This is a genomic window from Pseudoduganella albidiflava (assembly GCF_004322755.1).
In the GTDB taxonomy this organism is placed as follows: Bacteria; Pseudomonadota; Gammaproteobacteria; order Burkholderiales; family Burkholderiaceae_D; genus Rugamonas; species Rugamonas albidiflava.
In genome coordinates this window covers 1,909,445-1,933,469 of sequence record NZ_CP036401.1, presented here as the reverse complement: position 1 = coordinate 1,933,469, position 24,025 = coordinate 1,909,445, and the positions used below count along the sequence as shown (strand labels likewise).

Annotated in this window: 18 protein-coding genes; 6 read left to right on the top strand and 12 right to left on the bottom strand. The window is 69.2% G+C overall.

All coding sequences use genetic code 11. From position 1 onward, the window contains the following. Nucleotides 1-92 precede the first annotated feature (92 nt). The 4 genes from EYF70_RS08315 to EYF70_RS08300 form a co-directional block, all read right to left on the bottom strand. A complete protein-coding gene (locus tag EYF70_RS08315) occupies nucleotides 93-1,037 on the bottom strand; it encodes a nucleoside recognition domain-containing protein (RefSeq protein ID WP_131144977.1) in 945 nt (314 codons plus the stop codon). A gap of 67 nt (nucleotides 1,038-1,104) precedes the next feature. Continuing rightward, nucleotides 1,105-1,650: a glutathione peroxidase gene (locus EYF70_RS08310; protein ID WP_131144976.1), complete on the bottom strand. Its 546-nt coding sequence runs from the start codon at nucleotides 1,648-1,650 to the stop codon at nucleotides 1,105-1,107. Nucleotides 1,651-1,719: 69 nt separating this feature from the next. Beyond that, nucleotides 1,720-1,971: a hypothetical protein gene (locus EYF70_RS08305; protein WP_131144975.1), complete on the bottom strand. Its 252-nt coding sequence runs from the start codon at nucleotides 1,969-1,971 to the stop codon at nucleotides 1,720-1,722. 141 nt (nucleotides 1,972-2,112) lie between these two features. Then, nucleotides 2,113-3,735 carry a mechanosensitive ion channel family protein gene (locus EYF70_RS08300; protein WP_131144974.1) on the bottom strand — a complete coding sequence of 541 codons (1,623 nt, stop codon included), beginning with the start codon at nucleotides 3,733-3,735 and terminating at the stop codon, nucleotides 2,113-2,115. Between the two features lie 166 nt (nucleotides 3,736-3,901). Here EYF70_RS08300 and EYF70_RS08295 point away from each other — a divergent pair, with 166 nt between their 5' ends. Next, nucleotides 3,902-5,341 carry an arylsulfatase gene (locus EYF70_RS08295; protein WP_131144973.1) on the top strand — a complete coding sequence of 480 codons (1,440 nt, stop codon included), beginning with the start codon at nucleotides 3,902-3,904 and terminating at the stop codon, nucleotides 5,339-5,341. 1 nt (nucleotide 5,342) lies between these two features. On the opposite strand, the gene EYF70_RS08290 is transcribed toward EYF70_RS08295, so the two are convergent. Continuing rightward, nucleotides 5,343-6,341, bottom strand: a complete 999-nt coding sequence (locus EYF70_RS08290; RefSeq protein WP_131144972.1) for a formylglycine-generating enzyme family protein — start codon at nucleotides 6,339-6,341, stop codon at nucleotides 5,343-5,345. A gap of 157 nt (nucleotides 6,342-6,498) precedes the next feature. On the opposite strand from EYF70_RS08290, the gene EYF70_RS08285 reads away from it, so the two are divergent. Beyond that, on the top strand, nucleotides 6,499-7,323 hold the full coding sequence (locus EYF70_RS08285; RefSeq protein ID WP_229420754.1) for a MipA/OmpV family protein: 825 nt from the start codon (nucleotides 6,499-6,501) through the stop codon (nucleotides 7,321-7,323). Nucleotides 7,324-7,346: 23 nt separating this feature from the next. On the opposite strand, the gene EYF70_RS31915 is transcribed toward EYF70_RS08285, so the two are convergent. The 4 genes from EYF70_RS31915 to EYF70_RS08260 form a co-directional block, all read right to left on the bottom strand. Next, nucleotides 7,347-7,877, bottom strand: a complete 531-nt coding sequence (locus tag EYF70_RS31915) for a type II secretion system protein (protein WP_131144970.1) — start codon at nucleotides 7,875-7,877, stop codon at nucleotides 7,347-7,349. A gap of 228 nt (nucleotides 7,878-8,105) precedes the next feature. Continuing rightward, nucleotides 8,106-9,341, bottom strand: coding sequence for an acyltransferase family protein (locus EYF70_RS08270; RefSeq protein ID WP_131144968.1), 1,236 nt, complete (start codon nucleotides 9,339-9,341; stop codon nucleotides 8,106-8,108). A 129-nt stretch (nucleotides 9,342-9,470) separates the two neighbouring features. Then, nucleotides 9,471-11,177 carry a DUF5060 domain-containing protein gene (locus tag EYF70_RS08265; RefSeq protein WP_218943763.1) on the bottom strand — a complete coding sequence of 569 codons (1,707 nt, stop codon included), beginning with the start codon at nucleotides 11,175-11,177 and terminating at the stop codon, nucleotides 9,471-9,473. Between the two features lie 142 nt (nucleotides 11,178-11,319). Continuing rightward, nucleotides 11,320-11,970, bottom strand: a complete 651-nt coding sequence (locus EYF70_RS08260; RefSeq protein ID WP_131148968.1) for a glutathione S-transferase family protein — start codon at nucleotides 11,968-11,970, stop codon at nucleotides 11,320-11,322. Between the two features lie 149 nt (nucleotides 11,971-12,119). Between EYF70_RS08260 and EYF70_RS08255 the strand changes: the two genes are divergently transcribed. Further along, complete coding sequence (locus tag EYF70_RS08255; RefSeq protein ID WP_131144967.1) at nucleotides 12,120-13,565, top strand: NAD-dependent succinate-semialdehyde dehydrogenase; 1,446 nt, start codon at nucleotides 12,120-12,122, stop codon at nucleotides 13,563-13,565. 16 nt (nucleotides 13,566-13,581) lie between these two features. Here the strand turns inward: EYF70_RS08255 and EYF70_RS08250 are convergent, their stop codons facing one another. Further along, nucleotides 13,582-15,630 carry a TonB-dependent receptor gene (locus tag EYF70_RS08250; protein WP_229420753.1) on the bottom strand — a complete coding sequence of 683 codons (2,049 nt, stop codon included), beginning with the start codon at nucleotides 15,628-15,630 and terminating at the stop codon, nucleotides 13,582-13,584. Between the two features lie 155 nt (nucleotides 15,631-15,785). Next, entirely contained in the window at nucleotides 15,786-17,474 is a 1,689-nt protein-coding gene (locus EYF70_RS08245; RefSeq protein ID WP_131144966.1) for a serine hydrolase domain-containing protein, read from the bottom strand. A 276-nt stretch (nucleotides 17,475-17,750) separates the two neighbouring features. Between EYF70_RS08245 and EYF70_RS08240 the strand changes: the two genes are divergently transcribed. From EYF70_RS08240 to EYF70_RS08230, 3 genes are read left to right on the top strand one after another with little or no spacing between them, the layout of a single operon-like run. Beyond that, nucleotides 17,751-20,027 carry a TonB-dependent receptor gene (locus tag EYF70_RS08240; protein WP_165497592.1) on the top strand — a complete coding sequence of 759 codons (2,277 nt, stop codon included), beginning with the start codon at nucleotides 17,751-17,753 and terminating at the stop codon, nucleotides 20,025-20,027. After that, nucleotides 20,028-21,554, top strand: a complete 1,527-nt coding sequence (locus EYF70_RS08235) for a M81 family metallopeptidase (protein WP_131144964.1) — start codon at nucleotides 20,028-20,030, stop codon at nucleotides 21,552-21,554. Nucleotides 21,555-21,561: 7 nt separating this feature from the next. Beyond that, the gene (locus EYF70_RS08230; protein WP_165497591.1) at nucleotides 21,562-22,857 is read left to right on the top strand and encodes an MFS transporter; all 1,296 of its coding nucleotides are present in this window, start codon (nucleotides 21,562-21,564) and stop codon (nucleotides 22,855-22,857) included. Nucleotides 22,858-22,871: 14 nt separating this feature from the next. Here EYF70_RS08230 and EYF70_RS08225 read toward each other — a convergent pair whose 3' ends face one another. Continuing rightward, complete coding sequence (locus tag EYF70_RS08225) at nucleotides 22,872-24,023, bottom strand: NAD(P)/FAD-dependent oxidoreductase (protein WP_131144962.1); 1,152 nt, start codon at nucleotides 24,021-24,023, stop codon at nucleotides 22,872-22,874. Nucleotides 24,024-24,025: the final 2 nt, after the last annotated feature.

Below are 24,025 nucleotides of genomic sequence, written 5' to 3'. Positions count from 1 at the left end.
GGATGCCGCTTGTCGATTATTCCACAAAGACGGAGCTGAACCATGCCGCGTGAAACGCCGTGGTATGCACCCAACGGCTAGCCCGGCAGTATTCAGCCGAAGAGGACATGGGCGGCCGTGCGCGCCGCGATGCCGACGCAGCCACCCAGGACCGCCGGCGCGCAGACACTGGCCACGCGCTTGCCGGCGGAGATCAGGATGGCCACGCCGGGAACGTCCATCGTGTGGATCAGCCAGCCCGCGCTCTGGTTGACCAGGACGGCATGGGGGATCTGGGCGGTGCCTTCACGGTGCATGTCGTCCAGCAGGCCGAATACCGCCGTGCCGCCGGCCAGCGCCTTCGTCAGCGTCAGCAGCACCAGGCTCGGATCGATGGCGGCGGCCTGCAGCAGCGGCGCAAGCAGGCCGGTGAGCCAGGCGAACAGCCCGAGCCCGCGCAGGATGGTGATGGCGACCATCGACAGCACCAGCATCGGGATCACGCCCACGGCGATCCTGAACGCTTCCGCCCCCGCGCGGTTGATCACGTCGAGGACACCCTTGCCATCTTCGGCCACCGGGTGCTTCAGCGTCTCGTCCATCGGTTTTTCGGCGGCGGACAGGCGGCGGCCAAAGCCGTAATACGTGACCGCCGCCGCGAGCAGGCCGCCGGCCAGCGACACCGCGAGCGCGAAGCCGAGCCGCAGGTCCAGCGCGGCCATCGGGAACATCACGTTGGCCTGGCCCATGGCGAACACCATCGCCAGCGTGGCGGCCAGGTGGCGGTCGGACGCGCCGCGCTGTTCCATCATCGCCAGCGTGGCGATCGGCGCGGCGAAGCTGACAAAGCTGATCTGCAGCGCGGCGAACACGCTCAGGCCGGTGAGGCCGACCGGCTTCAGCACGGGCGCCAGTTTGGCCACCACCCAGTCCGTCACGCCGCGCGCTTCCAGCAAGCGCATCAGGCACAGCATGACGACCATGATGGGCAGCAGGATGAACAGCGACAGTTCGACGGCCGAGCGGCCCGCCTTCAGCACGATGTCGATCAGTTCCATGGCATGCCGGGAAGGTCAGTGGGTGCGCGAGGGCCGCGCGGATGGTTGATCACGCGGCGCAGTGCGCTCAGGCCTTGGCGAGTTCGGCGTCGATCGCGGCTACCAGGCGCGGATCGTCGGCCGTCACGTCCGGCGCGAAGCGGCCGGCCACGTCGCCGTTGCGGCCGATGAGGAATTTCTCGAAGTTCCACAGCACGTCTTCCTTGCGTGCCGGGTGCACGCCGTACTGCGTGAGCTTTTCGCGGAACGGGCCGTCGCCGGTGGCTTCGGGCTTCGCCGCGACCAGTGCGGCATACAGCGGATGCTGCGTTTCGCCCAGCACGGAGATCTTGGAATACAGCGGGAACTTGACGTCGTAGTTCAGCGAACAGAAGGAACTGATCTCCTCGTCGCTGCCCGGTTCCTGGCCCATGAAGTCGTTGGCGGGAAAGCCCAGCACTTCCAGGCCCTGCGCGCGCTTGTCCTGGTACAGCGCCTCGAGGCCGGCGTATTGCGGCGTGAGGCCGCACTTGGAGGCGACGTTGACGACCAGGAGCACCTTGCCGCGGTGCGCGGCCAGCGTGTCGTCGGTGCCGTCGATGCGTTTCAGGGGGATGTCGTGCAGTGCGCCCATGGCGGTCCTTTCGTTGTTGGAAAGGCCATTGTACCGGCGCGCGGCGGCGCGCGCTTCAGCGCTGCCGGTTCATACGAACGGCCAGCCAAGGATGCGCTTCGCGTGCAGCACAGAGCGCAGCACCAGGTAGCCGACCGCGCCGCCGAACAGCACCAGGCTGCGCAGGTCGCCCATGAACGCCAGCCAGAAGCCGCCCACGGTGGTGGCGGCCACGGCCACCATCAGCCACGTTTCGATACTGAGGAAAAACGGCAGCGCGGCGCGGCAGGCGCGCAGGACGACGGCGATGGCTTCCCTGACGGTGGTGGCTTGGCTGTTCATGGTGCGGGTGTATATGTTTTTGACGGAACCCGGCATCTTACGCGCAATAAACTATGTTGACTACTTTTGCATGGCCGATGCGGCCACGATGGTACGCGTTGTTGCGCGATCGTGGCCGTTGGTGCCCGACCTGCGCGCCCGTCACCGGGGCAGTTCTTCCGCCAGTTCGACGGGCGCCCGCTCGCCGCCCGCCGACAGCAGGATGGTCTGGTTCGGGAACGCCAGGTCGATGCCGGCCGCCTCCAGCCGCTCGTAGATCGCCAGCAGCAGCGCCTCGCGGATGACGACCTGCACGTCGAATTCGCGCACGTCGATATAGGCGAACACGTCGATGTTGAAGGAGCGCTCGCCGATGCTGCCCAGCCGGGCCCGCGCGCCCTCGGCGATGTGCTCGTGCTCGGCGAGCACGCCCTGCACGATGGCGATGGCCTCCTTCAGCTTGGCCGACGGCGTGGCATGGTCGACGGCGATCACGGGATTGAACAGGAAGCGGTCGCGCTCGGCGAAGTTCTCGATCTGGCGCGCCGACAGGTCGCCGTTGGGAATCGTGACCACGGTGCGTTCGCCGGTGCGGATGCGCGTCGATCGGATGCCCACGTCTTCCACCGTGCCGACCACGTCGCCGACCTTGATGAAGTCGCCCACCTGCAGCGGCCGGTCGGCGATCACGGTCACGCTGCCGACCAGGTTTTCCACCGTCTTCTGGGCACCCAGCGCCAGCGCGATACCGCCGATGCCCAGCGCCGCGATGCCGGTGGTGACGTCGATGCCGAATGTGTCGAGGATGCCGATGCCGGAGAACAGCAGCAGCAGGACCTTGACGGTGCGCCGCGCCAGCGTGATGACGGACACGATCTGCCGCCGGCCGCGCCGCTGCATGCGCGTGATGGCCAGTTCGGCGACCGCGTCGACCAGCCGCAGGCCGAACCAGACCACGGCGATGACGGCGACGATGCCGGCATAGCGCAGCAGCGTCTGGCGCGCGACGATGGCGACGGGCAGGCGATCCGCCCAGTTATAGAAGATGCCGACCGCGATCAGCAGGCTCAGTGGCGGCAGCGCCGCCTCGACGAAGCGGTACATGCCGTTGGCCGCCGGATCGGCCACCATCCGGCGCGTGGCCGCCACCAGCAGCGCCGCCAGCATCCACAGGCCGCCGAAGACGAGGATGCCGAGGCCCAGCAGGATCGCCCAGTCCTTCAGCGGCGCGCCGGCCACGATGAATTCCTTGTCCTCGGCCGCCTGCTCGGCCTGCTGCGCGGCGGTCACGCGACCCGTGGCGGCGGCGATCTGGGACAGCGTTTCCTTCGATACCCGCCACACCTGCCGGTCGCCATCCTGGCCACGTGTCAGCAGCACCGGCACCGGCTTGCCCTTCACGGTGATTTCGCCGACGGCTTCCTGGTCGATCGGCAGCTCGTCGTCGAGCGTGCCGCCGGGTTCGTTCGACAGCGCGGCGAAGGGCCGGATCGAGCCGCCATTGTCCAGCAGTGCATGGAAACCGCGCGCCTGGCCGATGGCCTGCATGCGCTGGCGGTTGCTGCTCACGGCGGGCTGGTCGAAATACAGCGCGGCGCGGTCGTAATCGAGTTCGGCCAGCGCCTCGATCATGCCGGACACCATCGCGCGCGGCGTTTCGCGGCCCAGCGGGTCGGGCTGGATGACGACGGCGGTGGGTGCGGGTGGCTTGGCGAACAGGGCATGGCCCGGAAGGCTGGCCAGCGAGAACAGCAGGAAAATCAGGCTACGGAGCATATGACGCATGCGTGGGACGCCTCCTTCGGCTACTACTTGTCAAGATGTAAAGTTTAACATGCTGGCGGGCAAGCGTCCGCACAGTTGCTAGTATGAAAGACTTTGCCAATGCTCAACAACTTGAGCAAACGGCGATTTTCCACATGCTAAGCTCCTGCGCTACGAGGAAAACCACATGATCCGCAGAGAATTCATCGCCAGCGCGCTGGCCGCCATCGCCGCCGCCTCGGCCTCCACCTCCGCCTCCGCCTTTACCCTGAATGCGCCGCCGCCCGGCACCCGGCGCCCCAACATCATTTTCATCCTGGCCGACGACATGGGCTATGGCGACACGGCCGTGTATGGCCAGCGCCGCATCGCCACGCCGAACATCGACCGCCTGGCCAGGGAAGGCATGCGCTTCAGCCAGGCTTACGCGGGCGCGCCCGTGTGCGGACCGTCGCGCTGCGCGCTGATGACGGGCCTGCACACGGGCCACGCGCGCATCCGCGACAACACGGCGCTGGCCGGCGGCAAGCTGGGCACCAAGGGCAAGGGCAAGCAGCTGTGGCGCCGCCCGAACCTGCTGCCGGAAGACAAGACCGTGGCGCAGTACCTGCGCGATGCCGGCTACCGCACGGGCCTGATGGGCAAGTGGCACCTGGACGGCTTCGACACGCAGGCCACGCCGATCCAGTTCGGCTTCGACGAGTTCAAGGGCTGGCTCACGCCGCTGGAAAGCACCCAGGGCTACTGGCCGGTGCAGCGCGTGTACGGCGACAAGCTGGTCGATATTCCCGAGAACGCCAACGGCAAGCGTGGGCGCTACGACACCGCCATGATCACGGACGATGCGATCGACTTCATCGAACGCCACAAGGCCGCGCCCTTCTTCCTGTACGCGGCCTACAACAGCCCGCACTCGCCGTTCACGGCGCCCGACTTCGGGCCGTATGCGGACCGCGCGGACTGGTCGGACGATGAAAAAACCTATGCGGCAATGATCCACTACCTCGATCTCGGCATCGGCCAGCTGCTCGACAAGCTGGCCGCGTCAAGCCTGGACAAGGACACGGTGGTCTTCTTCGCCTCGGACAACGGCCCGCGCTCGGAACCGACGACGCAGCAGACCCGGATCGCCGACTTTTTCGATTCGAACGGCGGCCTGACCGGCTACAAGCGCGACATGTACGAAGGCGGCATCCGCACGCCATGGATCGTGCGCTGGCCGGGCAAGGTCGCCGCCGGCGCCGTCAGCGACGTGCCGGTGTACTTCCCGGACTTCCTGCCGACCGCGCTGGACCTGGCCGGCGCGCCGCGCGAAAAAAGCGATGGCGTGAGCTTGCGGCCGTTCCTCGCCGATGCGCAGCGCCAGGGGGAAGACCGCTTCCTGTACTGGGAGTTCTACGAGCCGGAATTCCGCCAGGTGGCGCGCTGGGGCAAGTGGAAGGCGCTGCGCATGAAGCGCGGCGGCTCGCTGGAACTGTACGACCTGTCGCGCGATCCGAAGGAAAGCACGAACATCGCCGGCCAGCACCCGGACATCGTGAAGCGGATGGCCGACGGCATGGCGCGCGAACACGTCGCTTCCACCGAGTATCCGGACCCGCCGCCCGGCAGGGGCCAGGAAGGATAGTTCAGGGCGCCGGCCTGGCGCAGCGGAAGCCGATGTTCGAGGCGGCGCTGTCCGGCGTGTTCATGGTGCGCGCGGCGGGCCGGTAGCGGTTGCAGTACGAGGCATGGCACAGGAAGGACCCGCCTTTCATCACGCGCGCGGTGCCTTGCGCAGGCCCCTGCGGATCCTGGCTCGGCGCGGCGCTGAAACCGGTGTCCCAGAAATCCGCGCACCACTCCCAGGTATTGCCGGTCACCGAATACAGGCCATGGCCGTTCGGTGGAAAGGCGTCGACCGGGCTGGTGCCTGCGAAGCCGTCCTCGCCCGTGTCCAGCGCGGGGAATTCGCCCTGCCACACATTGCACAGGTGCCGGCCCCGCGGCGCCAGCTCGTCGCCCCACGGGTACAGTTTCTGTTCGAGGCCGCCGCGCGCGGCGTATTCCCACTGCGCCTCGGTCGGCAGGGCCGCCCCGCTCCACGCCGCATAGGCCATGGCGTCGTTCCAGGAGACGTGCACCACCGGATGCGTCATGCGCGTGTCGATGGATGAATCGGGGCCCTCGGGCGCCCGCCAGCAGGCGCCGCGCACCAGGCACCACCAGGGCGCCACCGCCAGCGTGTCTTCCACCACTTCCTCATAGCGTTCATCCGGTATCTGGCCCTGGAACACGAACGACGTGCCGAAGCGTTCCGCCTCGGTGACGTAGCCGGTGGCTTCCACGAACGCCGCGAAATCCGCGTTCGTCACCGGGTACACGTCGATCGAGAACGGCGACAGCGAAACGGGCCGCACCGGGCCTTCGCCATCGCCGGGATTGGCGCGGGCGTAGTCGGTGCCCATCAGGAAAGTGGCGGCCGGCAGCAGGACCGTGGCGCGGCGCGGTGGCACGGCAGCGGATGCCGATTCCAGGAGCGAGGGTGATGACGGCTGCTCCGATACGGCTGCAATACCGGACCCGGCGCGCGATGCGGCGCAACAAGGTTTCGCGGGCGTGGCGGGAGTCGTGGGCTTGGTCGTCATGCGCGGTCGGCTGCGGGAGGCAAAACCCGAGTATAAAGCCGGTACGCTCCCCTTACCGCGGACGGTTCACGCATGGTAATGTGCCGGCATCGTCATCCTGCCCGCCCTTACCATGCCCACGCCCCGCCTTTCGTCTTCGACCTTGCTATCGACTTCCTTGCCGGCCTGCCTCGCCATGCTGGCGATGATGGCGCCCGCCGCCGCGCAGCAGGCACCGGTGCCCGCCCCGGACCTGCCGCTGTGGGAAGTCGGCGTGTTCGGCGGCGCCGCTTCCACGCCCGCCTATCCCGGCGCGGACGACCGCTCCGCACGCGGGCTCGTGCTGCCGCTCGTGATCTACCGCGGCAAGATCATCCGCGCCGACCGCTCCGGCGTCAGCGCGCGCCTGATCAACAGCGACCGGGTGGAGCTCGACCTGGGCTTCGCGCTGTCGCTGCCGGCCCGTTCCGACGACGTCGAGGCGCGCAAGGGCATGCCGGACCTGAACTCGCTGCTGGAATTCGGGCCGCGCCTGAAGGTGCTGCTGGCCGAGCCTTCGCCGAACAGCCGCCTCCGGCTGGAACTGCCGCTGCGCGTGCCGCTGGAGTTGAGGAATGGCTTCGAACGCCGCGGCCTCGTGTTCGAACCGCGCGTGGTGTTCGAGACCGGCGACGGCACCGGCAAGTGGCAGGCCGATGCCACCGTGGGCGCGGTGTACGGCAATGCGCGGCTGCATGCGTACTTCTACGACGTGGCGCCGCAATACGCGACCGCCGAACGGCCGGAGTACCACGCTTCGGGCGGCCTGCTGATGACGCGGCTGGGCCTGAGCCTGTCGCGCCGGCTGTCGCCGGACTGGCGCGTGTTCGGCTTCACCCGCTACGACAACCACAGCCATGCGGCCAACCGCGACAGCCCGCTGTTCCGCAAGACCAGCGGCGTCTCGGTGGGCGCCGGCTTCACGTGGACCATCCACCGGTCCGCGGCGCGCGCCTGGGAATAAGGATCAGGTGCTGGCGGCCGGGATCAGCAGCTGTCCGACACGACCGTGACCACCGGCGGCCTGACGGCATTGCCGGAGCCGCTGGCGCCCACGTACTGGGTGAAGCAGGCCAGCGCGGCCGGCGTGTTCGCCACCTTGACGGGGATCGCAGCGAAGGAGTTGTAGGGCAGCGCGGGCTGGGTGGCGGTTGCCGTGGCCGAACCGAAGCGGATGATGTAGTCGTCGAGGCTCAGGCCGGCCGCCGCCGCCGTATTGCCGCCGCCGGCCGGCGATGGATAACCGGCGACGAGCGTCACTTCCACATCGTCCACGGTGACGGTCGTGGCACCCGGATCGATCAGCGCCTTGCCATGGATCAGCGTGGCAATGGTGACCAGCGCGCCCTTGACGGCCTGCAGCGAGGCGATGCGCGCATCCCTGCGCAGGTCCGCGAAGCGCGGCAGCGCGACGGCGGCCAGGATGCCCAGGATGACGATGACGGCGATCAGTTCGATCAGCGTGAAGCCGCCCTGGATCGTTCCCTGGCGCGTGCGGGCATCTGGCAGGTTCGGCATGTGTGAATTACACGGTGACTGTGGATGGCGGGCGCCCCCGATACGTCGGGAAGGCGCTGCCGGAACTTTAAACTGTTTCCATGCAGCATCGCAATGACATCCTTCCCCGAAACCCCTTTTTGACGCCGGATGGCAACGGATGGGCTGCCGGCGCGTGCCGGACCGGCAATTGTGCAACATGGGCAAGCCGCGCCGCCGGCGCGCCAGGCGCCGGCGGCCGTCCCGGATTCACGCGCCCGGCACCTGCCCTGCCGGGTTGACCGGCGCCACGCGCGCCGTGGCGGGATACTTCCGGCCGTTCAGGAACACGCCCATGAACGTGCGGCGCACCAGGAAGTGATAGGAGCCCAGCAGGAGCGCCGCCGTGATGGCCAGGATCAGCGCCAGCTTGGCGGACCAGTGCAGCGGCCATGTCAGCATCCACGCCTGGAGCAGGAACACCACGGGCAAGTGCATCAGGTACATCCAGTACGAGGCATCCGCCAGGTAGCGCCAGCGCGCCGACGGCGCGGCGAAACAGCGCTGCGCCACGCCGATGGCGCAGAAGGTGGCGCACCACATGCCGCCCAGGTAGGCGGCAAGGTACAGGGCCTGCCCGGTGGCGCCAAGGGGAAGGACCGCCAGCTTCGGCGTGGCGCCGGCAATGTATAGCGCGCCGGCGATGCCCAGCAGCGCGCCAACGCCATACAACGGCCAGTCCCGCGCCAGCAGCTCCAGCGTGTCCTGCCGCCGGTGCAGGAACCAGCCGGCCAGGAACGCCCCGCCGTAGGCGAGCATGCTCGGCACATTGGGCACAAGCCCCGCGATCGGCGACGGGATGCCCTGCCATTGCACCCACCACGCGGCGCCATGCAGCGAGGCGCCGATGGGCAGGGCCAGGATCAGCGGCGCCAGGCGGGTGCGGAACGACAGGTCGACCAGGCGCCCGGCAGCGGAGCGCAGCGTTCCGCCGGTGTCGAACCTGGCGACCGCGGCGCGCAGCAGCACCACGACCAGGTAGATCACCAGCAGCATGTACAGGAACCACAGGTGCCCCCACGGTACCGGCGGCCCGATGATCGGCATCGGATACTCGACCTTCCCCGCCGCCTTGATGTCCAGCTGGCGCGCCCCCCACACCATGGCGACGACGATCGACGGCATGACCACGAAATAGAACGCGACCAGCGGCAAGGCGATGCGGCGCAGGCGGTTACGGAGCAGGCCGCGCGTGCCGAGCTTCTGGTGCAGCAGGCGCGCGAAGAAGCCGGCGAGCAGGAAGAACAGCGGCATCCTGAAAAGATGGATGACATAGTAGACGATGCCCAGGCCGGTACTGGTCGAGGCATCGGAGATCGGCCAGCGCGCTTCCCGGTAGCCCGGGAGGAAGGACATGATCGCGTGCAGCAGGATGCCGATCAGCAGTGCGCTGGCGCGTAGCGCATCGAGGTGGTGGAAGCGCCGTTCGTCGGTCTGGATGTCCATGGGGTCCGTTCGCGTGGATTTTCACGTGCGACATGCCTGGCAGGGATCGGCTTGCATTCCTGCCAGGTGCCACAGCTTACGGCTGCCCTGTCGCCTCTGTCCAGCAAAAGCGGTGGCCCCACTCATGGCCTACAGTTCTTCTTCGACGATCGCGCCGGCGGCGGGCTTGCGGGCAGGCTCGGGCGCGGCCTTCGGCATGTCGCCGACGCGCTGGATGCGCAGCGCCATGTACGGCCTGCCCGGCAGCTTGATCACCCGGTTGTCGACGTCGGCCACCCGGTAGCGCGGCGGTTCGCCGATCTCGAACGTATCCGGCACGGGCGTGACCGTCATGTTCCAGGTATCGATGATGTCGGCCCTGAACTTCATCCCCTTGCGCAGGCCCTTGACCGGCAGTACGAACGGGAATTCGGCGGGCTTCTCGTCGCCGAAATAGTAAAGATAGTATTCGCCCGGCTCGCCGGCGGCATTCATCACGAACAGCTGGTCGATCGGCGCGAGCCCCCGCCGCGGCCCGGCCTCGACGATCTTGCGCAGGAAGCCGATGCGTTCCGGGCTGGTGCCGGCCAGCTGGCCGCCGCCGGCGATCCAGCCGCGCACCTTGGCCGATTCCAGCACCTCGCCATGCGTGGCATACGCGCCGCCGACCAGCGCGACCCAGAAGCGGCGCGTCAGTTCCTCGCCGGACAGCTGGCCCCAGCGGCTGGGCGAGTTACCCTCGTAGTTGATCTCGTCGTGCACGATGGGCTTGCGGTACATGTCGCGCAGCATCGGCGACACGCCGAACACCTTCACGGCATTGTAGTACTGCAGGCTCACGTGGGTCACCCACGGCTTGTTGTAGTCGTAGATGCGGTCGGCGTTGTGGATCGAGCGCAGGTGCTGGTACGGGTCGTACTTCTGCACGATCTGGAAGTAGCGGTCGAAATCCTCGTCCGTCAGGTGCCGGATGTAGCTGTTCTCGTTGGCCAGGCTCCACCAGATGTTCTGGAACGCGGCGAAGCGCGCCACCATGTAGCGCACGAAGCGCTGGTTGACGGCGTCGCTGGTCGTGTCGAAGCCCCACTGGCCCTTGTCGTAGGGCCGGAACAGGATCAGGTCGACCTGGATGCCCAGGTCCGACAGGCGCTTCACGTCGCGCTCCAGGCTGCGGAAGTACGCCGGGTTGAAGCGCGAGAAATCGAAGTTGTCGCGAGATGTGCCGACGAACGGGAACTCGCTCAGCTTTTCCGGGCCTTCGACATAGCCCGGCTTGTACGGCGGCACCGCCAGCATGCGCGCCTTGTTGAACGGCGCCTTCTTCAGCGTGGCGAGCGTTTCCAGCTTCTTCGGCTCCGGCTGGAACGCCCATTCGTAGATCGTGGTGCCGAACGGCCGGAACGGCGTGCCGTCCGCATGCGCGAAGTGATGCGTGTCGGCGACGCGGACCGGCCCCTTGTTCGCACCTTCGACGGCGGTGAACGAACCGGTCTTGCCGTCCAGGTCGGGATGGTTGCTGTGCGTGACATACGTCCACTGCCCCGCCGCGGGCGGCATGAAGCGCACGCGGTAGGTGCCGTCGCCGTCGTAGAAACCTTCCGGCGTGAAGCGCTCGCCGCCGCGTGTGAAGGTGGCGCTCAGCTCCAGGTCGATGAACGGATTGCCGGCGTCCTTGCCTTTCAGGACGACTTCGTACATGCCGTATCTTTCCACGCGCTGCTGGGCAGCGGCCGGGATGCACACGGCCCATGCGCACAGCAGCAGGGCCAGGAGAAAAGCCGGCAGGCAGGGGAACAGGCCGCCGGAGAAGCGGGCGTGCGGGTGCATCGCCGCGCGCCGCGTGAAAGGTCGTGCCATGCCGTGGAGGTCTCCGTCTTATTGTTCAGCAGCAGCTTGTCTGATGCCCTGGCCACCGTAGCAGAGCCATGCCGGGAACTCAAGCATCCGGGCCCTTGCAATCAAGTCCGTGATTGCCGCGCCCAGCCAGCGTGCCGTTGGCTCAGCCGGACGCTGTACGCGCGTTGACCGCCAGCTGGGCGGCGAACGCGCGCCGGTAGGCCTGCCGCGCCTCGCCCCGGGCGACATAGGCGGCCAGGTTCGGATACTCGTCCAGCATGCCCGACGATCTCGCCCTGAGCAGCACCGACACCATCATCAGGTCGCCCGCGCTGAACGGGCCGTCCAGCCATTCGGCGTCGCCCAGGCGGGTGGCGAGCAGGTCCAGGCGATCGCGCACCCGCGCCTGCACCAGCGGCAGGCGTTCGGCATACCAGGGCTTGTCGCGTTCCTCCAGCATGACGGTGGACAGTTCGACGATCGGCGGTTCCACGGTATTGAGCGCGGCGAACAGCCACGCGATCGCGCGGGCCTTCGCATTGGCGTGGTGCGGCAGCAGCCCCGCGTGGCGTTCGACGATGTGCAAGACGATCGCGCCGGACTCGAACAGGGCGAGATTGCCTTCCTCGTAGGTGGGAATCTGGCCGAACGGATGCAGCGCCAGGTGGGCCGGCTGCTTCATCGCCTGGTTGGCCACCAGGCGGACCTTGTACGGTTGCCCGGTTTCCTCCAGCGCCCAGCGCACGCGCACGTCCCGCGCGAGTCCCTTGCCGCCGTCGGGCGAATGTTCGAAGGCGGTAATGGTGATGGTCATCATGCGTCTCCTCGTCGGCAAACCGGCCATCCGCGCAGCAGCCGTTCCATTGCGAGTATAAACGAGGGTGGAGGGCGCCCCTGGCACACTTGCCTGCAGGAGATCGGCGTACGAGGTAACATCGTCATCCCCACAACGAGGTTTTTTCCATGACTACGCCCAGCTATCCAGATACCCGTCTCCTCATCGCCAACGAATGGATCGACGCCACCGGCGGCAAGACCATTCCCGTGATCAATCCCGCCACCGGGCAGCCGATCGGTACCGTGGCCCACGCCAGCGTGGCCGATCTCGACCGCGCGCTGGCGGCCGCCCAGCAAGGCTTCGAGGCCTGGCGCGTGGTGCCGGCGGCAGAGCGCGCCGCCATCATGCGCCGCGCCGCCAACCTGCTGCGCGAGCGCGCCGGGGACATCGCCCGCCTGCTGACCCAGGAACAGGGCAAGCCGCTGGCCGAAGCCAAGGGCGAAGCGCTGGCCGGCGCGGAAATCATCGACTGGTTCGCCGCCGAAGGCATGCGCGTGTACGGACGGATCGTCCCGTCGCGCAACCCGGCCGCGCAGCAGCTGGTGCTGAAGGAACCGGTCGGCCCGGTGGCCGCGTTCACGCCGTGGAACTTCCCGATCAACCAGATCGTGCGCAAGCTGTCCGCCGCCCTGACCACCGGCTGTTCCTTCCTGTGCAAGGCACCGGAAGAAACGCCGGCATCGCCGGCCGCGCTGCTGCAATGCTTCGTCGACGCGGGCCTGCCGCCCGGTGTCGTCGGCCTGGTGTTCGGCGACCCGGCCGAGATTTCCGGCTACCTGATCCCGCATCCCATCATCCGCAAGGTGACCTTCACCGGTTCCACGCCGGTCGGCAAGCAGCTGGCCGCCCTGGCCGGCAAGCACATGAAGCGCGCGACGATGGAACTGGGCGGCCATGCCCCGGTCATCGTTGCCGAGGATGCCGACGTGGCGCTGGCCGTCAGGGCCGCCGGCGCGGCGAAGTTCCGCAACGCCGGCCAGGTGTGCATTTCGCCCACCCGCTTCCTGGTGCACAACGCGGTCAAGGCCGAGTTCACGCGCGCCCTGGTGCAGCATGCCGAGAGCCTGAAACTGGGCGACGGCCTGCACGAAGGCACCACGCTGGGCCCGCTGGCCAACGCGCGCCGCGTCAGCGCCATGTCGCAGGTGGTCGAGGATGCCAGGGCCAAGGGCGCAGTCGTCGCCACCGGCGGCCTTCGGGTCGGCGATACCGGCAACTTCTTCGCGCCGACGATCCTGGCCGACGTGCCGCTGGACGCGAGCATCTTCAACGACGAGCCATTCGGCCCGGTGGCCGGCATCCGCGGCTTCGACAGCCTGGAAGACGCGATCACCGAAGCCAACCGGCTGCCGTACGGACTGGCCGGCTACGCATTCACCCGTTCGATCAAGAACGCCCAGCTGCTGATGAACCGGATGGAAGTGGGCATGCTGTGGATTAACCAGCCGGCCACGCCGAGCGCCGAACTGCCGTTCGGCGGCATCAAGGATTCCGGCTACGGTTCCGAAGGCGGTCCGGAAGCGCTGGAGTCGTACCTGAACACCAAGGCGGTGTCGATGGTCGGCGTGTAAGCCTGCTGGAGGCCTCTCACATCCTGAAGTTCAGGGAGACGTACGCTGAACGGCCCGGCCCGGACGAGAACATCGGCTGGGCCTGGCCGGCTGGCCAGAAGAAATTGTCGTACCACGCGTATTCGTAGCGCCGGTCGGCCAGGTTCTTCACCTGCACGTCGATGCTGGCCCGTTCGGACAGCCGGTAGCGCAGGCTGGCGTCGAACAGCACGAAGCCGCCGAACTTGCCCTGCTCGTTCGGACTGTCGATGAAGTAATCGCCCTGGGCACGGCCCTGCAGGCCGAAGCGCAGTCTGTCCGACGCGCGGTACTCGGCACCGGCCGTGGAGATGTGGCGCGGCGTGGAGAACACTTCCTTTCCCGCCAGCGAAGCGCCGGCCGCCGTGAAGGCCTTCACCACTTCGGCCTTCTGCAGCGAATGCGAAACCCACAGGTCGAGTTGCCCGGCGACCTGGCCGGAGAGTTGCAGGTCCACGCCTTCCCTGCGCGTTTCGCCCAGGCCGACAGTGGTGCCGGTGGCCGGCATGTTGGCCACTTCACCGGTGGCGTCCTGCCGCCACACGGCCAGGCGCATCTCGGTATGCGGTGCCGGCTTGAACTTGACGCCGATCTCCTTGCCCGTGTTGATCGACGCGTCGAACGTGGCCTGGCTGGGCGCCAGGTAGGCCGGCGCGCCCGAACCGGTGAGGACCTGGAACGTGCGTCCCCAGTTGGCGTACAGGCTCACGTCGGCGGCCGGGGTGTACACCATGCTCAGCTTGGGCTGCCTGATCCAGCCATAGTCCTGCAACCGCGCCGTTCCGCCCGCCATCAGCGTGCTGTGGCCGGAGAATTTGTCGGCCCGCCAGCCGGGCACGATCTTCAGCGTCCCGGTCGGCCGGATGATGGCCTGCACGTAGGCGCCCACGTTGTCGAGTGTGTACGCGTCGTCGTTCTGCACCAGCACGGGCGTGCCGAAATCGGTCGGACTGGCGTAGCCGAAGCGCATCCGTCCATACCGGTTGTCCTGCTGCTCGGCGTTGACGCCGCCATCGAGCGTCACGGCGTCGCTGGCGCGCCACGTCAGGTTGCCCAGGTAGCCCACCTGCCGCTCGTCCCAGATCCGGCGCTGCCGCGGCGCGGAACCGGCCGGGTTACTGGTGAAGGTGACGCGGCGGTCGTCATCGTAGCTGTTGTAGTAGACCCGGTTGCTGAAGAATGCATCCGGCGAGATTTGCCAGTCCAGGTGCACGCTGGCGTGACGCATCTCGCGCTCGCTCCGGTCGTTGGCGTTCTTCGCAGGCGACTGCCGGCGGTCGGCGGCCAGTTCGGCCGCGGTGAGAAAGCCCGGCTCGCCCGCATCATGCTTGTAGGCGCGCACCACCAGGCCGGCCTTGACGGCCTTGCTGGCCGACGTGACGAACCATTTGCCGCCGATCGAATATTTTTCCGAACCGGTGCCACGATACTCGTCCGACTCCTGCACGGCGATGAAATAGTTCTGCGCAAAGCCACCGCTTTCGCGGCCGATCGCCAGCTGCGCCTCGCGCGTGCCGTAGCTGCCGAAGGTCAGGCGGCCGTCGGTGTAGTTGCCGCCCTGGCGCGTGCCGAAATTGATGTTGCCGCCGATATTGTGCAGGCCATAGCGGGGATCGTTGGTGCCCCGCACCACCTCGATGTAGTCGATCTCCAGCGGGAAGATCATGTCGATGAAGCGCTGGTTTCCGCTGTTGACATTGCTCGGTATGCCGTCGATCAGCACCTTGATGCCATTGATGTAGCCCTCGCCGTTGAAGGCGCGGAACGTGGCCTTGCCCGACTCCGCCCCCATCCGCGTTTCGGTGAGCTGCACGCCCGGCAGCTGGCCTACCAGCTCCCAGCTGTTCATCACGTTCTTGTCCTCGACCTTGTCGGCCCCCAGCACGTCGACCGACGTCAGCACACGGTTACTCAACAGCGGGCCGCCGGCGCGCTGGGCACTGATGCGCACTTCGCCCATGACGATCGCGGGATCCTCGGCACGCGCGCTCTGGCAGGACAGCGCCCAAGCGGCTCCAAGAAGCAGGCACAGGCGTTTTTTCTTCACAGTCGACTACCTTATCAAGATTGAGCATTCACGGCCCTGGATCGGCGCCGGCCCGGCGCACGGAGGCCGGTCAGTCAATAATGATATCGCATTCTCATTAGAAAGCACAACATGCGGCCTCCCGGCCGCCTCGGCGGCCAGGAGGGCGCGTGGTCTCAGCGCGCCTGCCGCACGAAGCGCATGCCCCGCGTGCGCGTGGTGTCGATCACCAGCGCGGTCACCGCCCCGCCGCCATCGCGGCGCAGGTGGGCGATGCCGCGCAGCGGGATGTCGGCGCCTTCCATCCGCCAGCCCAGCAGGTCCGGCCCGAACGGCTCGAAGCGCAGCACCGTGGCGCCGTAGCGGCCCTGCACGCGCATCGTCAATTCCTCTCCTTCCAGCGCGACCGTGGCGCGCGCGTCCAGGTCGGGCACCGTGTATTCGCCGGCCAGCTCCGCCGCGAAAGGCGGCAGGCCGCCCTCGGGTGCCACCAGCAGGTCATAGGGTTCGGGCACGCCGGCCTCGCCGAACGGCAGCGTTGCCGGCGGTGCGCCCTCTCCTTCCAGCGCCCGGGCGTCGAGCACGAACGGACCGGCCGCGATATCCTCGAACGGCAGGCGCAGTTCGCCGCCGTCGCCGCCGTCGCCGCCGTACAGCGGCATCGGCGGCAGGTTCAGCAGCGACAATCCCAGCGCACCCTCGACATCGGCGAAACCGATCACCAGGCCTGACGTCCGGCCCACGTAGCGCGCGCCGAGCAGGCGACGGTAAGACGCGCTGCCGGCCTTGGCCGGGACCGGCTCGAGCAGCGCATCACCCGGCAGCACTTCCCCCAGCATCTTGTCGACCACCTGCTTGGCCAGCTCGTGGGGATTGACCGGCGCGCCGTTGCTCATGATGACGATGTCGAGCGCGTGCGCCGGCACCGTCATCATCTGGCACGCCCCGCCGATCACGGCGCCGGCATGGTGGATCACTTCCACGCCACGGTACCGGTGGCGCATCAGGCCATACCCGTACGGCACGGCGACGCCGTTCCCCAGCCGCGTGGGCGCCGTCATGCTTTCCCAGGTTGCCTCGCTGCCGACGCGTTTCGGGCCGCGCAGGTGCGCCAGCCAGCGCAGCATGTCGTCCAGTGTCGAGACGATGGCGCCTTCGCCCAGCAGCTCCATGCTGGGGAACACGCCGCGCTTGTACCCGCCATCCGGCCGCGCCACGTGCAGCGTGGCCAGCCCGCGGTGGACCGCGAAATCGTCCGGCACCGACAGCGTGTCGTGCATGCCGAGGGGCGCGAGGATCCGCTCCGTGAGGAACCGTTCGAACGGCATGCCGGCGGCACGCGCGATCGCCAGCGACAGCAGGTGATAGCCGCCGTTGTTGTACATGAACTTGTCGCCCGGCGCGAAATTCACGCCGCGCATGCGCACCTGGCCGGCAAGCATGCTGCCGGCGGGCCGGATCGCCATGCCCTCGGCCAGGAAACCGGCGTCGAGGCCGCAGCGCAGGCCGCTCGTGTGGTTCATGAACTGGCGCAGCGTGGGCATCGCGCCGTCCGTCGCGAGTTCGGGCACGTGGCGGCTGGCCGGCGCATCCAGGTCAAGCAGGCCATCCTGCTCCAGCAGCAGCGCGGCCAGGCAGGCGAAGTGCTTGCTGGTCGAGCCGATGCGCATCCGCGTCCACGGCGTGTTGGCCACGCCCAGTGCGACGCTGGCCAGGCCGAAGCCGCGCCGGTAGACGGGCTTGCCCGCGCGGGCCACGGCGACCACGAGGCCGGGGGCATCGGCGCGGTTGAACGGGGCGAACAGCGGGTCGAGCGCGGCGGCCACCGCGCTCGGGTGGTCCATGTCGGCGGAAACGGTATGCATGATTCTCCTGGCTGCGGTTGGATGGCGGCGATTGGGGGCTGCGATCGGGAAGGCGGCGATCGGCGGCGCGCGGCAAGTCCGGTTCGAAGCACTTTATCTGAAATAGAAAATTTTTACAAACGCGAAAAAATGAGTGCTTTCCCACTTGGCGTTTCGCCGCTGTGCCCTCTGCGAGAATGCGGGCAAGCACATTTTTCGATATTAGAAATAAAAATTGACATGTCAGAAAACCGGGAATACGCTCCATTGCAACCAACTCCGTTTTCAAGGACCTCCATGAACGCAGCCGCCTGTCTCCCTCCCCGCGCCGCGCGCCGCGCCGGCCATGCCTTGCCTCGCCCTGTCTTGCATCCTCATGCGTTGCTCCCGCTTGCCCTCCTGCCGCTCGCTTTTGCCGGCGCCGCCTCGGCGCAAACGGAGGCGGCACCGCCAGCGGCGCCGGCCGCGGAGCCGCAGGTCGTCACCGTTTCCGCCAACCGCCGCCGCGAACCGGCGCGCGAGGTGCCGATGCAGGTCGACATGCTGCCGGCCGAGCAGCTCGAGCAGGCGGGCGCGAAGATGCTGAGCGACTACCTGGCCGACCAGCCGGGCGTGGACGTGAAGAACGGCGGCGGTGCCGGTTTCGGCAGCATCAGCATCCGCGGCGTGTCGACCGGCGACCAGACCATCGCCACGGTGGGCACCTATATCGACGACGTGGCCTACGGCTCCAGCACGCCCTTCGCGCTCGGTTCCGTCACTTCGCTCGACATGGCCCTGCTGGACCTGCACCACATCGAGCTGCTGCGCGGCCCGCAGGGCACGCTGTACGGCGCCGGCGCGATGGGCGGCCTGCTGAAGTACGTGACGAACGAGCCGAACCCCCGCGAGTTTTCCGGCAAGGCCGCGGTCGGCTTCAGCGCCACCCGGGGCGGCCGGCCCGGCCACACGGAAAACATCGTGCTGAACGTGCCGCTGCGCGAGAACGTGGCGGCGCTGCGCGTGGCGGCGTTCAACGACAAGTCCGGCGGCTACATCGATGCCACCGGGCCGGCGGCCGGGGCCGACATCAACGGTGGGCGTAACAGCGGCGCCCGCGTGTCGGTGCTGGTCGAGCCCGGCGACAAGCTCAAGATCAGGCTGACCGCCACGGCGCAGAACACGCGGCGCGACAGCACCGACTACGTGGACTACGACGCCGCCACGGGCCGGCCCGCCGGGCGCGAACTGGGCCGCCACGCCGCGCTGCGCGAACCGTACGACATCAAGGTACGCATCGCCGCCGCCGACATCGAGTACGACTTCGGCTGGGCGCGGCTGAACGCGATCACGGCACGGCAGACCAACGACATCGACCTGCGCCTGGACTATACGGGCGTGTATGCGCCGCTGCTGGCGCCGCTGGGACTGGACCTGGCCGGCGTGGGCGTGCAGCAGTCCACGCGGGTGCGCAAGTGGACGCAAGAGTTCCGGCTCACGTCGCCCGCCCGCCGCACGGTCGAATGGCTGGCCGGCCTGTTCTACGACGACCAGCGGGGCGGCAACGAACAGCTGGTCGGCTCAACGCTGGCCGGCGCCGCCGCCGCGCCGGGGCCGGACCTGCTGCGCGCCAGCGTGCCCAGCGAGTACCGCGAACTGGCCGCCTATGGCGACGTGACGTGGAACCCCACGCCGCGCCTGGCGCTGACGGCCGGCCTGCGCGTGGCCCGCAACGAGCAGGACTACCACCAGCGCGCCTCCGGCATGCTGATGGGCGAGGCCACCGACATCGTGTCGGCATCGAAGGACACCAGCACCACGTACATGGCCACGGCGCGCTATGCGCTCGATGCCACCAGCAATGTGTACGCGCGGGCCGCCAGCGGCTACCGGCCGGGCGGCCCGAACGCGGTGCTGAGGGATTTCCAGACCGGCGCCAGCGCCGCGCCGCCCACCTTCGACCACGACGAGCTGTGGAGCTATGAACTGGGCTACAAGGCCGACCTGCTGGGCCGCAAGCTGGGCGTGGAAGCGGCCGTGTACGACATCCGCTGGGACGATATCCAGCAGTTCTACGCCGTCAACGGCATCAACGTGATCGTCAACGCGGGCAAGGCGCACATCCAGGGCGCGGAACTGAACCTGCGCTACCGGCCCACGGCGCAGTGGCAGTTCGATGGCGCGCTGACGTGGATCGACGCCCGCCTGTCCGAGGACGCGCCCGGGCTGGCGCGCGACGGCGCCCGCCTGCCCAACACGGCGCGCGTGTCGGCCAGCGCCGGCGCCCGCTACAACGGCGAGCTGGCGGGACGGCCCGCGTACGCCGGCATCAACGCCCGCTACGTCGGCAAGCGCAATGCCGGCTTCGACGACAATGCCACGCTGCCCAACTATGTGCTGCCGTCATATGCGATGGTCAACCTGCAGGCCGGCATGACGTTCGGCGCGACCACGGCCAGTTTGTACCTGAACAACCTGCTCGACCGCCGCGCCCAGCTGGCCGGCGGCACCGGCTTCGTGCCCTACGGCGCGCCCGTGAACATGACGGTGCAGCGCCCGCGCACGGCCGGCGTGATGCTGACGCGGGAGTTCTGAATGCGCGTCTTCCTTGCCGCCTTCGCCCACGAGACCAACAGCTTCTCGCCGCTGCCCACCACGCTGCGCTCGTTCCGCGACGATATCCTCCACCTGCCGGGCGACACGGCCAGCCGCGACAAGGCGCGCGGTTTCGCCGGCTATGCCGACCTGCTGGCCGTGGCCGCCGCGCGCGGCGACGAGGTGGTGGCCGGCATGTGCGCCTGGGCCCAGCCCGCCGGCCCCGTGGCGCGCGGCGTCTACGAGGGCCTGCGCGACGAGCTGCTGGCCGAACTGCGCGCCGCCGGGCCCGTCGATGCGGTGCTGCTGGTGCTGCACGGCGCGATGATGGCGGACGGCTATCCCGATTGCGAAGGCGACCTGCTGGGCCGCGTGCGGGCCCAGGCTGGCCCGGCGATGCCGGTGGGCGCCCTGCTCGACCTGCACGGCAATGTCACGCCGGCCATGCTCGGCAGCGGTGCCATGCTGGTCGCCTGCAAGGAATATCCGCACATCGACTATGCCGAGCGCAGCGCCGAACTGTATGCGCTGCTGGCGGCGATGGCCGCCGGCGCGCCGGCGCCGCGCATGCTGATGCGCCGTGTGCCCATGCTCGGCCTGTTCGGCACCACGGAAGGACCGGTGCGCGCCTTCGTGCAAGGCCTGCACGACGCCGAGCGGCAGCCCGGCATCCGCTCGGTGTCGGCGATGCACGGCTTTCCGTGGTCCGATGCCGCGGACACGGGAGCGGCGGTGCTGGTGGCGTACGATGCGCCCGCCGCGCCGGTCGCGCAAGCGCTGGCGGCGCGACTGGCACGCGACATGTTCGCGCTGCGCGGCGCCGCCGCGGCACGCCTGCCGCTGGAGCAGGCGCTCGATGCGGCGCTGGCCATCGACGGCGCGGGCAGGCCCGTGGTGCTGGCCGACGGCGCCGACAACCCGGGCGGCGGCGCGGCCGGCGACAGCACCTTCGTGCTGCGCGCGCTGCTCGAGCGTGGCATCGGCAACGCCGCGCTGGGCATGCTCTGGGATCCGCAGGCCGCCGCCATCGCGGCCGACGCCGGCACGGGCGCCCGGTTGCCGCTGCGGATCGGCGGCAAGGTGGGGCCCCGCTCGGGCACGCCGGTGGACGTGGAGGCCGAGGTGCTGTGCGTGCGCGGCGACGCGCGCCAGCCGGGCCTGGGCGGCAAGGGCAGCGACGCCCTCGGCCTGGCCGTGGCGATCCGCGCGGCCGGCATCGACATCGTGCTGAACACCGTGCGCCAGCAGGTCTTCTCGCCCGAGTGTTTCACCGAACTGGGCATCGACGTGCGCGCACGGCGCCTGGTGGTGGTCAAGTCGACCCAGCATTTCCGCGCCGGCTTCGACCCGATCGCGGCCGCCACCGTGTACTGCGACACGCCGGGGACGCTCAGCGCCGACATCGCCGGCATTCCCTACCGCGCGATCGCGCGGCCGATCTGGCCGCTGGACCAGGACCCGACCGCCAAGGTCGACCTGCCCGGCCAGCCCGAGCCGCACAATGTGCCCGACCCGCTCATCCGATAGGACCTCCATGCAAGCCACCGCCCTGCCCCGCCGGCCCGCCGTCAACCTGACGCACGTCTCGATCGGCCTGCTCGCCCTCACGCTGTTCATGGGCACCGCCGCCAAGGTCGTGCTCAGCCCCCTGCAGGAACTGGTGCGCGCCGACCTGCGCATCACCGACAACGAGATCGGCCTGATCCAGGGCCTGGCGCTGGCCATCCCGCTTGCCCTGCTGTCGGTGCCGCTGGGCCGGCTGGTCGATTCGACCAACCGCTCGCGCCTGCTGGTGGTGGCCGCCCTGGCCTGCGCCGCCGGCAGCGCCCTGACCGCCTTTGCGCACGGCTTCGCGATGATGTTCGCCGCCCGCATGCTGGTCGGCGCCTCGGTCGCCGCAGCCGTGACGGCGGCCGTGTCGCTGGCCGCCGACCTGTCCGACGCCGGCACGCGCGGCCGCACGCTGATGCTGCTCGGCCTCGGCCAGGCCTGCGGCGCCGCCGCCACGTTCGCGCTGGTGGGCGTGCTGCTGGGCTGGCTGCCCGGCGTGCTGCCCGGCGCCGCGCAGGACGCCGGCCTGACGCCGTGGCGCCTGGTCCAGCTCAGCTTCGCGGCCGTGATGGCGCTGGCCGGCCTGGCCCTGCTGGCCCTGCGCGAACCGCCGCGGCGCGAGGCCGGCACGGCCGGCGCCGGCGACGTGCGTGCCGCGCTGCGCGAACTGTGGACGTATCGCCGGCTGATGATCCCGATGGTGGTGGGCATGACGACGATCGGCATGGCCGACGCGGCGGCCAGCATCTGGGCCGTGCCGGTACTGACCCGCGTGTTCCACCAGGCGCCGGCCGACTTCGGCGGATGGATGAGCGCGGTACTGCTCGGTTCCGGCATCGTCGGCACCGCGATCGGCGGCTACCTGGCCGACATCGGCCAGCGCGCGCGGGGGCGCAGCGGCATCCTCCTCGGCACGGTCGCCGGCGCGGCGCTGTCGATCCCCGCCGCCTTCTTCCCCGTGATGCCCAGCGCCACCGCGTTTGCCGCGCTGTTCGCGCTGCTGCTGACAGCCGGCGCGATCACCGGCATCGCTTCGACGGCGGCGGTGGCCGTGCTGGTGCCGAACGAACTGCGCGGCATGTCGATCAGCCTGATCAATGCGGTGGCCTTGCTGATGAGCTATGGCGTGGCGCCATCCATCGTCAGCGTCAGCGCTGGCCTGCTCGGCGCGCCGGACGATATCGCCGTGCCGCTGGCCGTGGTCGGCGTGGTCACCAGCGTGTGCGGCACGCTGGCGTTCCTGCTGGCGATGCGCGTCGCGGGGCGCCGGCCGGACTGACCGGCGCCCGCTTTTCAGCCCTGCTTTGAGTCCGATATTTCCGCCAATCCCGCGCGCGCCGGGCTGACCGCGGCCGGATCGACGCCGGCCAGCGATGCCGGCAGCGCCTGGCCCAGCGCCAGCGCGGCGCACAGTTCGCCCGCCGCCGGTGCCGTCTGGATGCCGTAGCCACCCTGCCCCGCGGCCCATACGAAGCCGGGGACCCGCGGATCGTGGCCGATCACCGGTTCACCGTCGGCGACGAAGGAGCGCAGCCCGGCCCACACGTGGCGCGGACGCCGCACGGTCAGTGTCGTCATCCGCTCGATGGCATCGATCGCGATGGCGATGTCGAGTTCCTCCGCCTGCACATCGTGCGCGGCGACCGGGTCGGCATTGAACGGGGAGCCGAGCAGCAGCCCCGCATCCGGCTTCACGTAGAACTCGTGCGCGGCGTCCATGAACATCGGCCAGTGGCCCGTCGCCACGCCTTCCGGCGCGGTGAACAGCAGGGCCGAGCGGCGCTTTGGCACCAGGCCGATGGCGGTGGCGCCGGCCAGCGCGCCGACCGCGTCCGCCCAGGCGCCGGCGGCGTTGACGACGACCGGCGCGCGGAACTCGCCGGCAGCGCTCTGCACGCGCCATTCGCCTTCGACGCGGCGCAGCGCCTGCACGCCGGCGCCGCACACGACCTGGCCGCCGCGGGCGCGCACGCCGCGCAGGAAGCCCTGCAGCAGCGCATCGACGTCGATGTCCGCCGCGTCGTCTTCGAGGATGGCGCCGAGCAGGCCTTCCGGCCGCAGCACGGGTACCTGCGCCAGCGTCTCGGCGGGGGTGAGCCTGCGTGCCCCGGCCGAGACGGAGCGCACCAGCGCCTCGTGCGCGGCCAGCGCCGCCTCGCCGCCCTCGTGCGCGAACAGCAGCGCGCCGCGCGGCGTCAGCAGCGGGTGGTCCGTGAAGCCGGGCGGCGGCGTGTCGAAGAACGGCCGGCTGGCCAGCGTCAGCGCGCGCACCTGTGGCGGCCCGTAGCTGGCCATGTACAGCGCGGCGGAGCGCCCGGTGCTGTGATAGCCCGGCTGGCTTTCCAGCTCCAGCACCGTGACGCGCGCCGTGCGGGACAGCCACCAGGCGGCCGAGGCGCCGGCGATGCCGCCGCCGATGACGAGGAAATCGCTGCGAGCCTGCATTG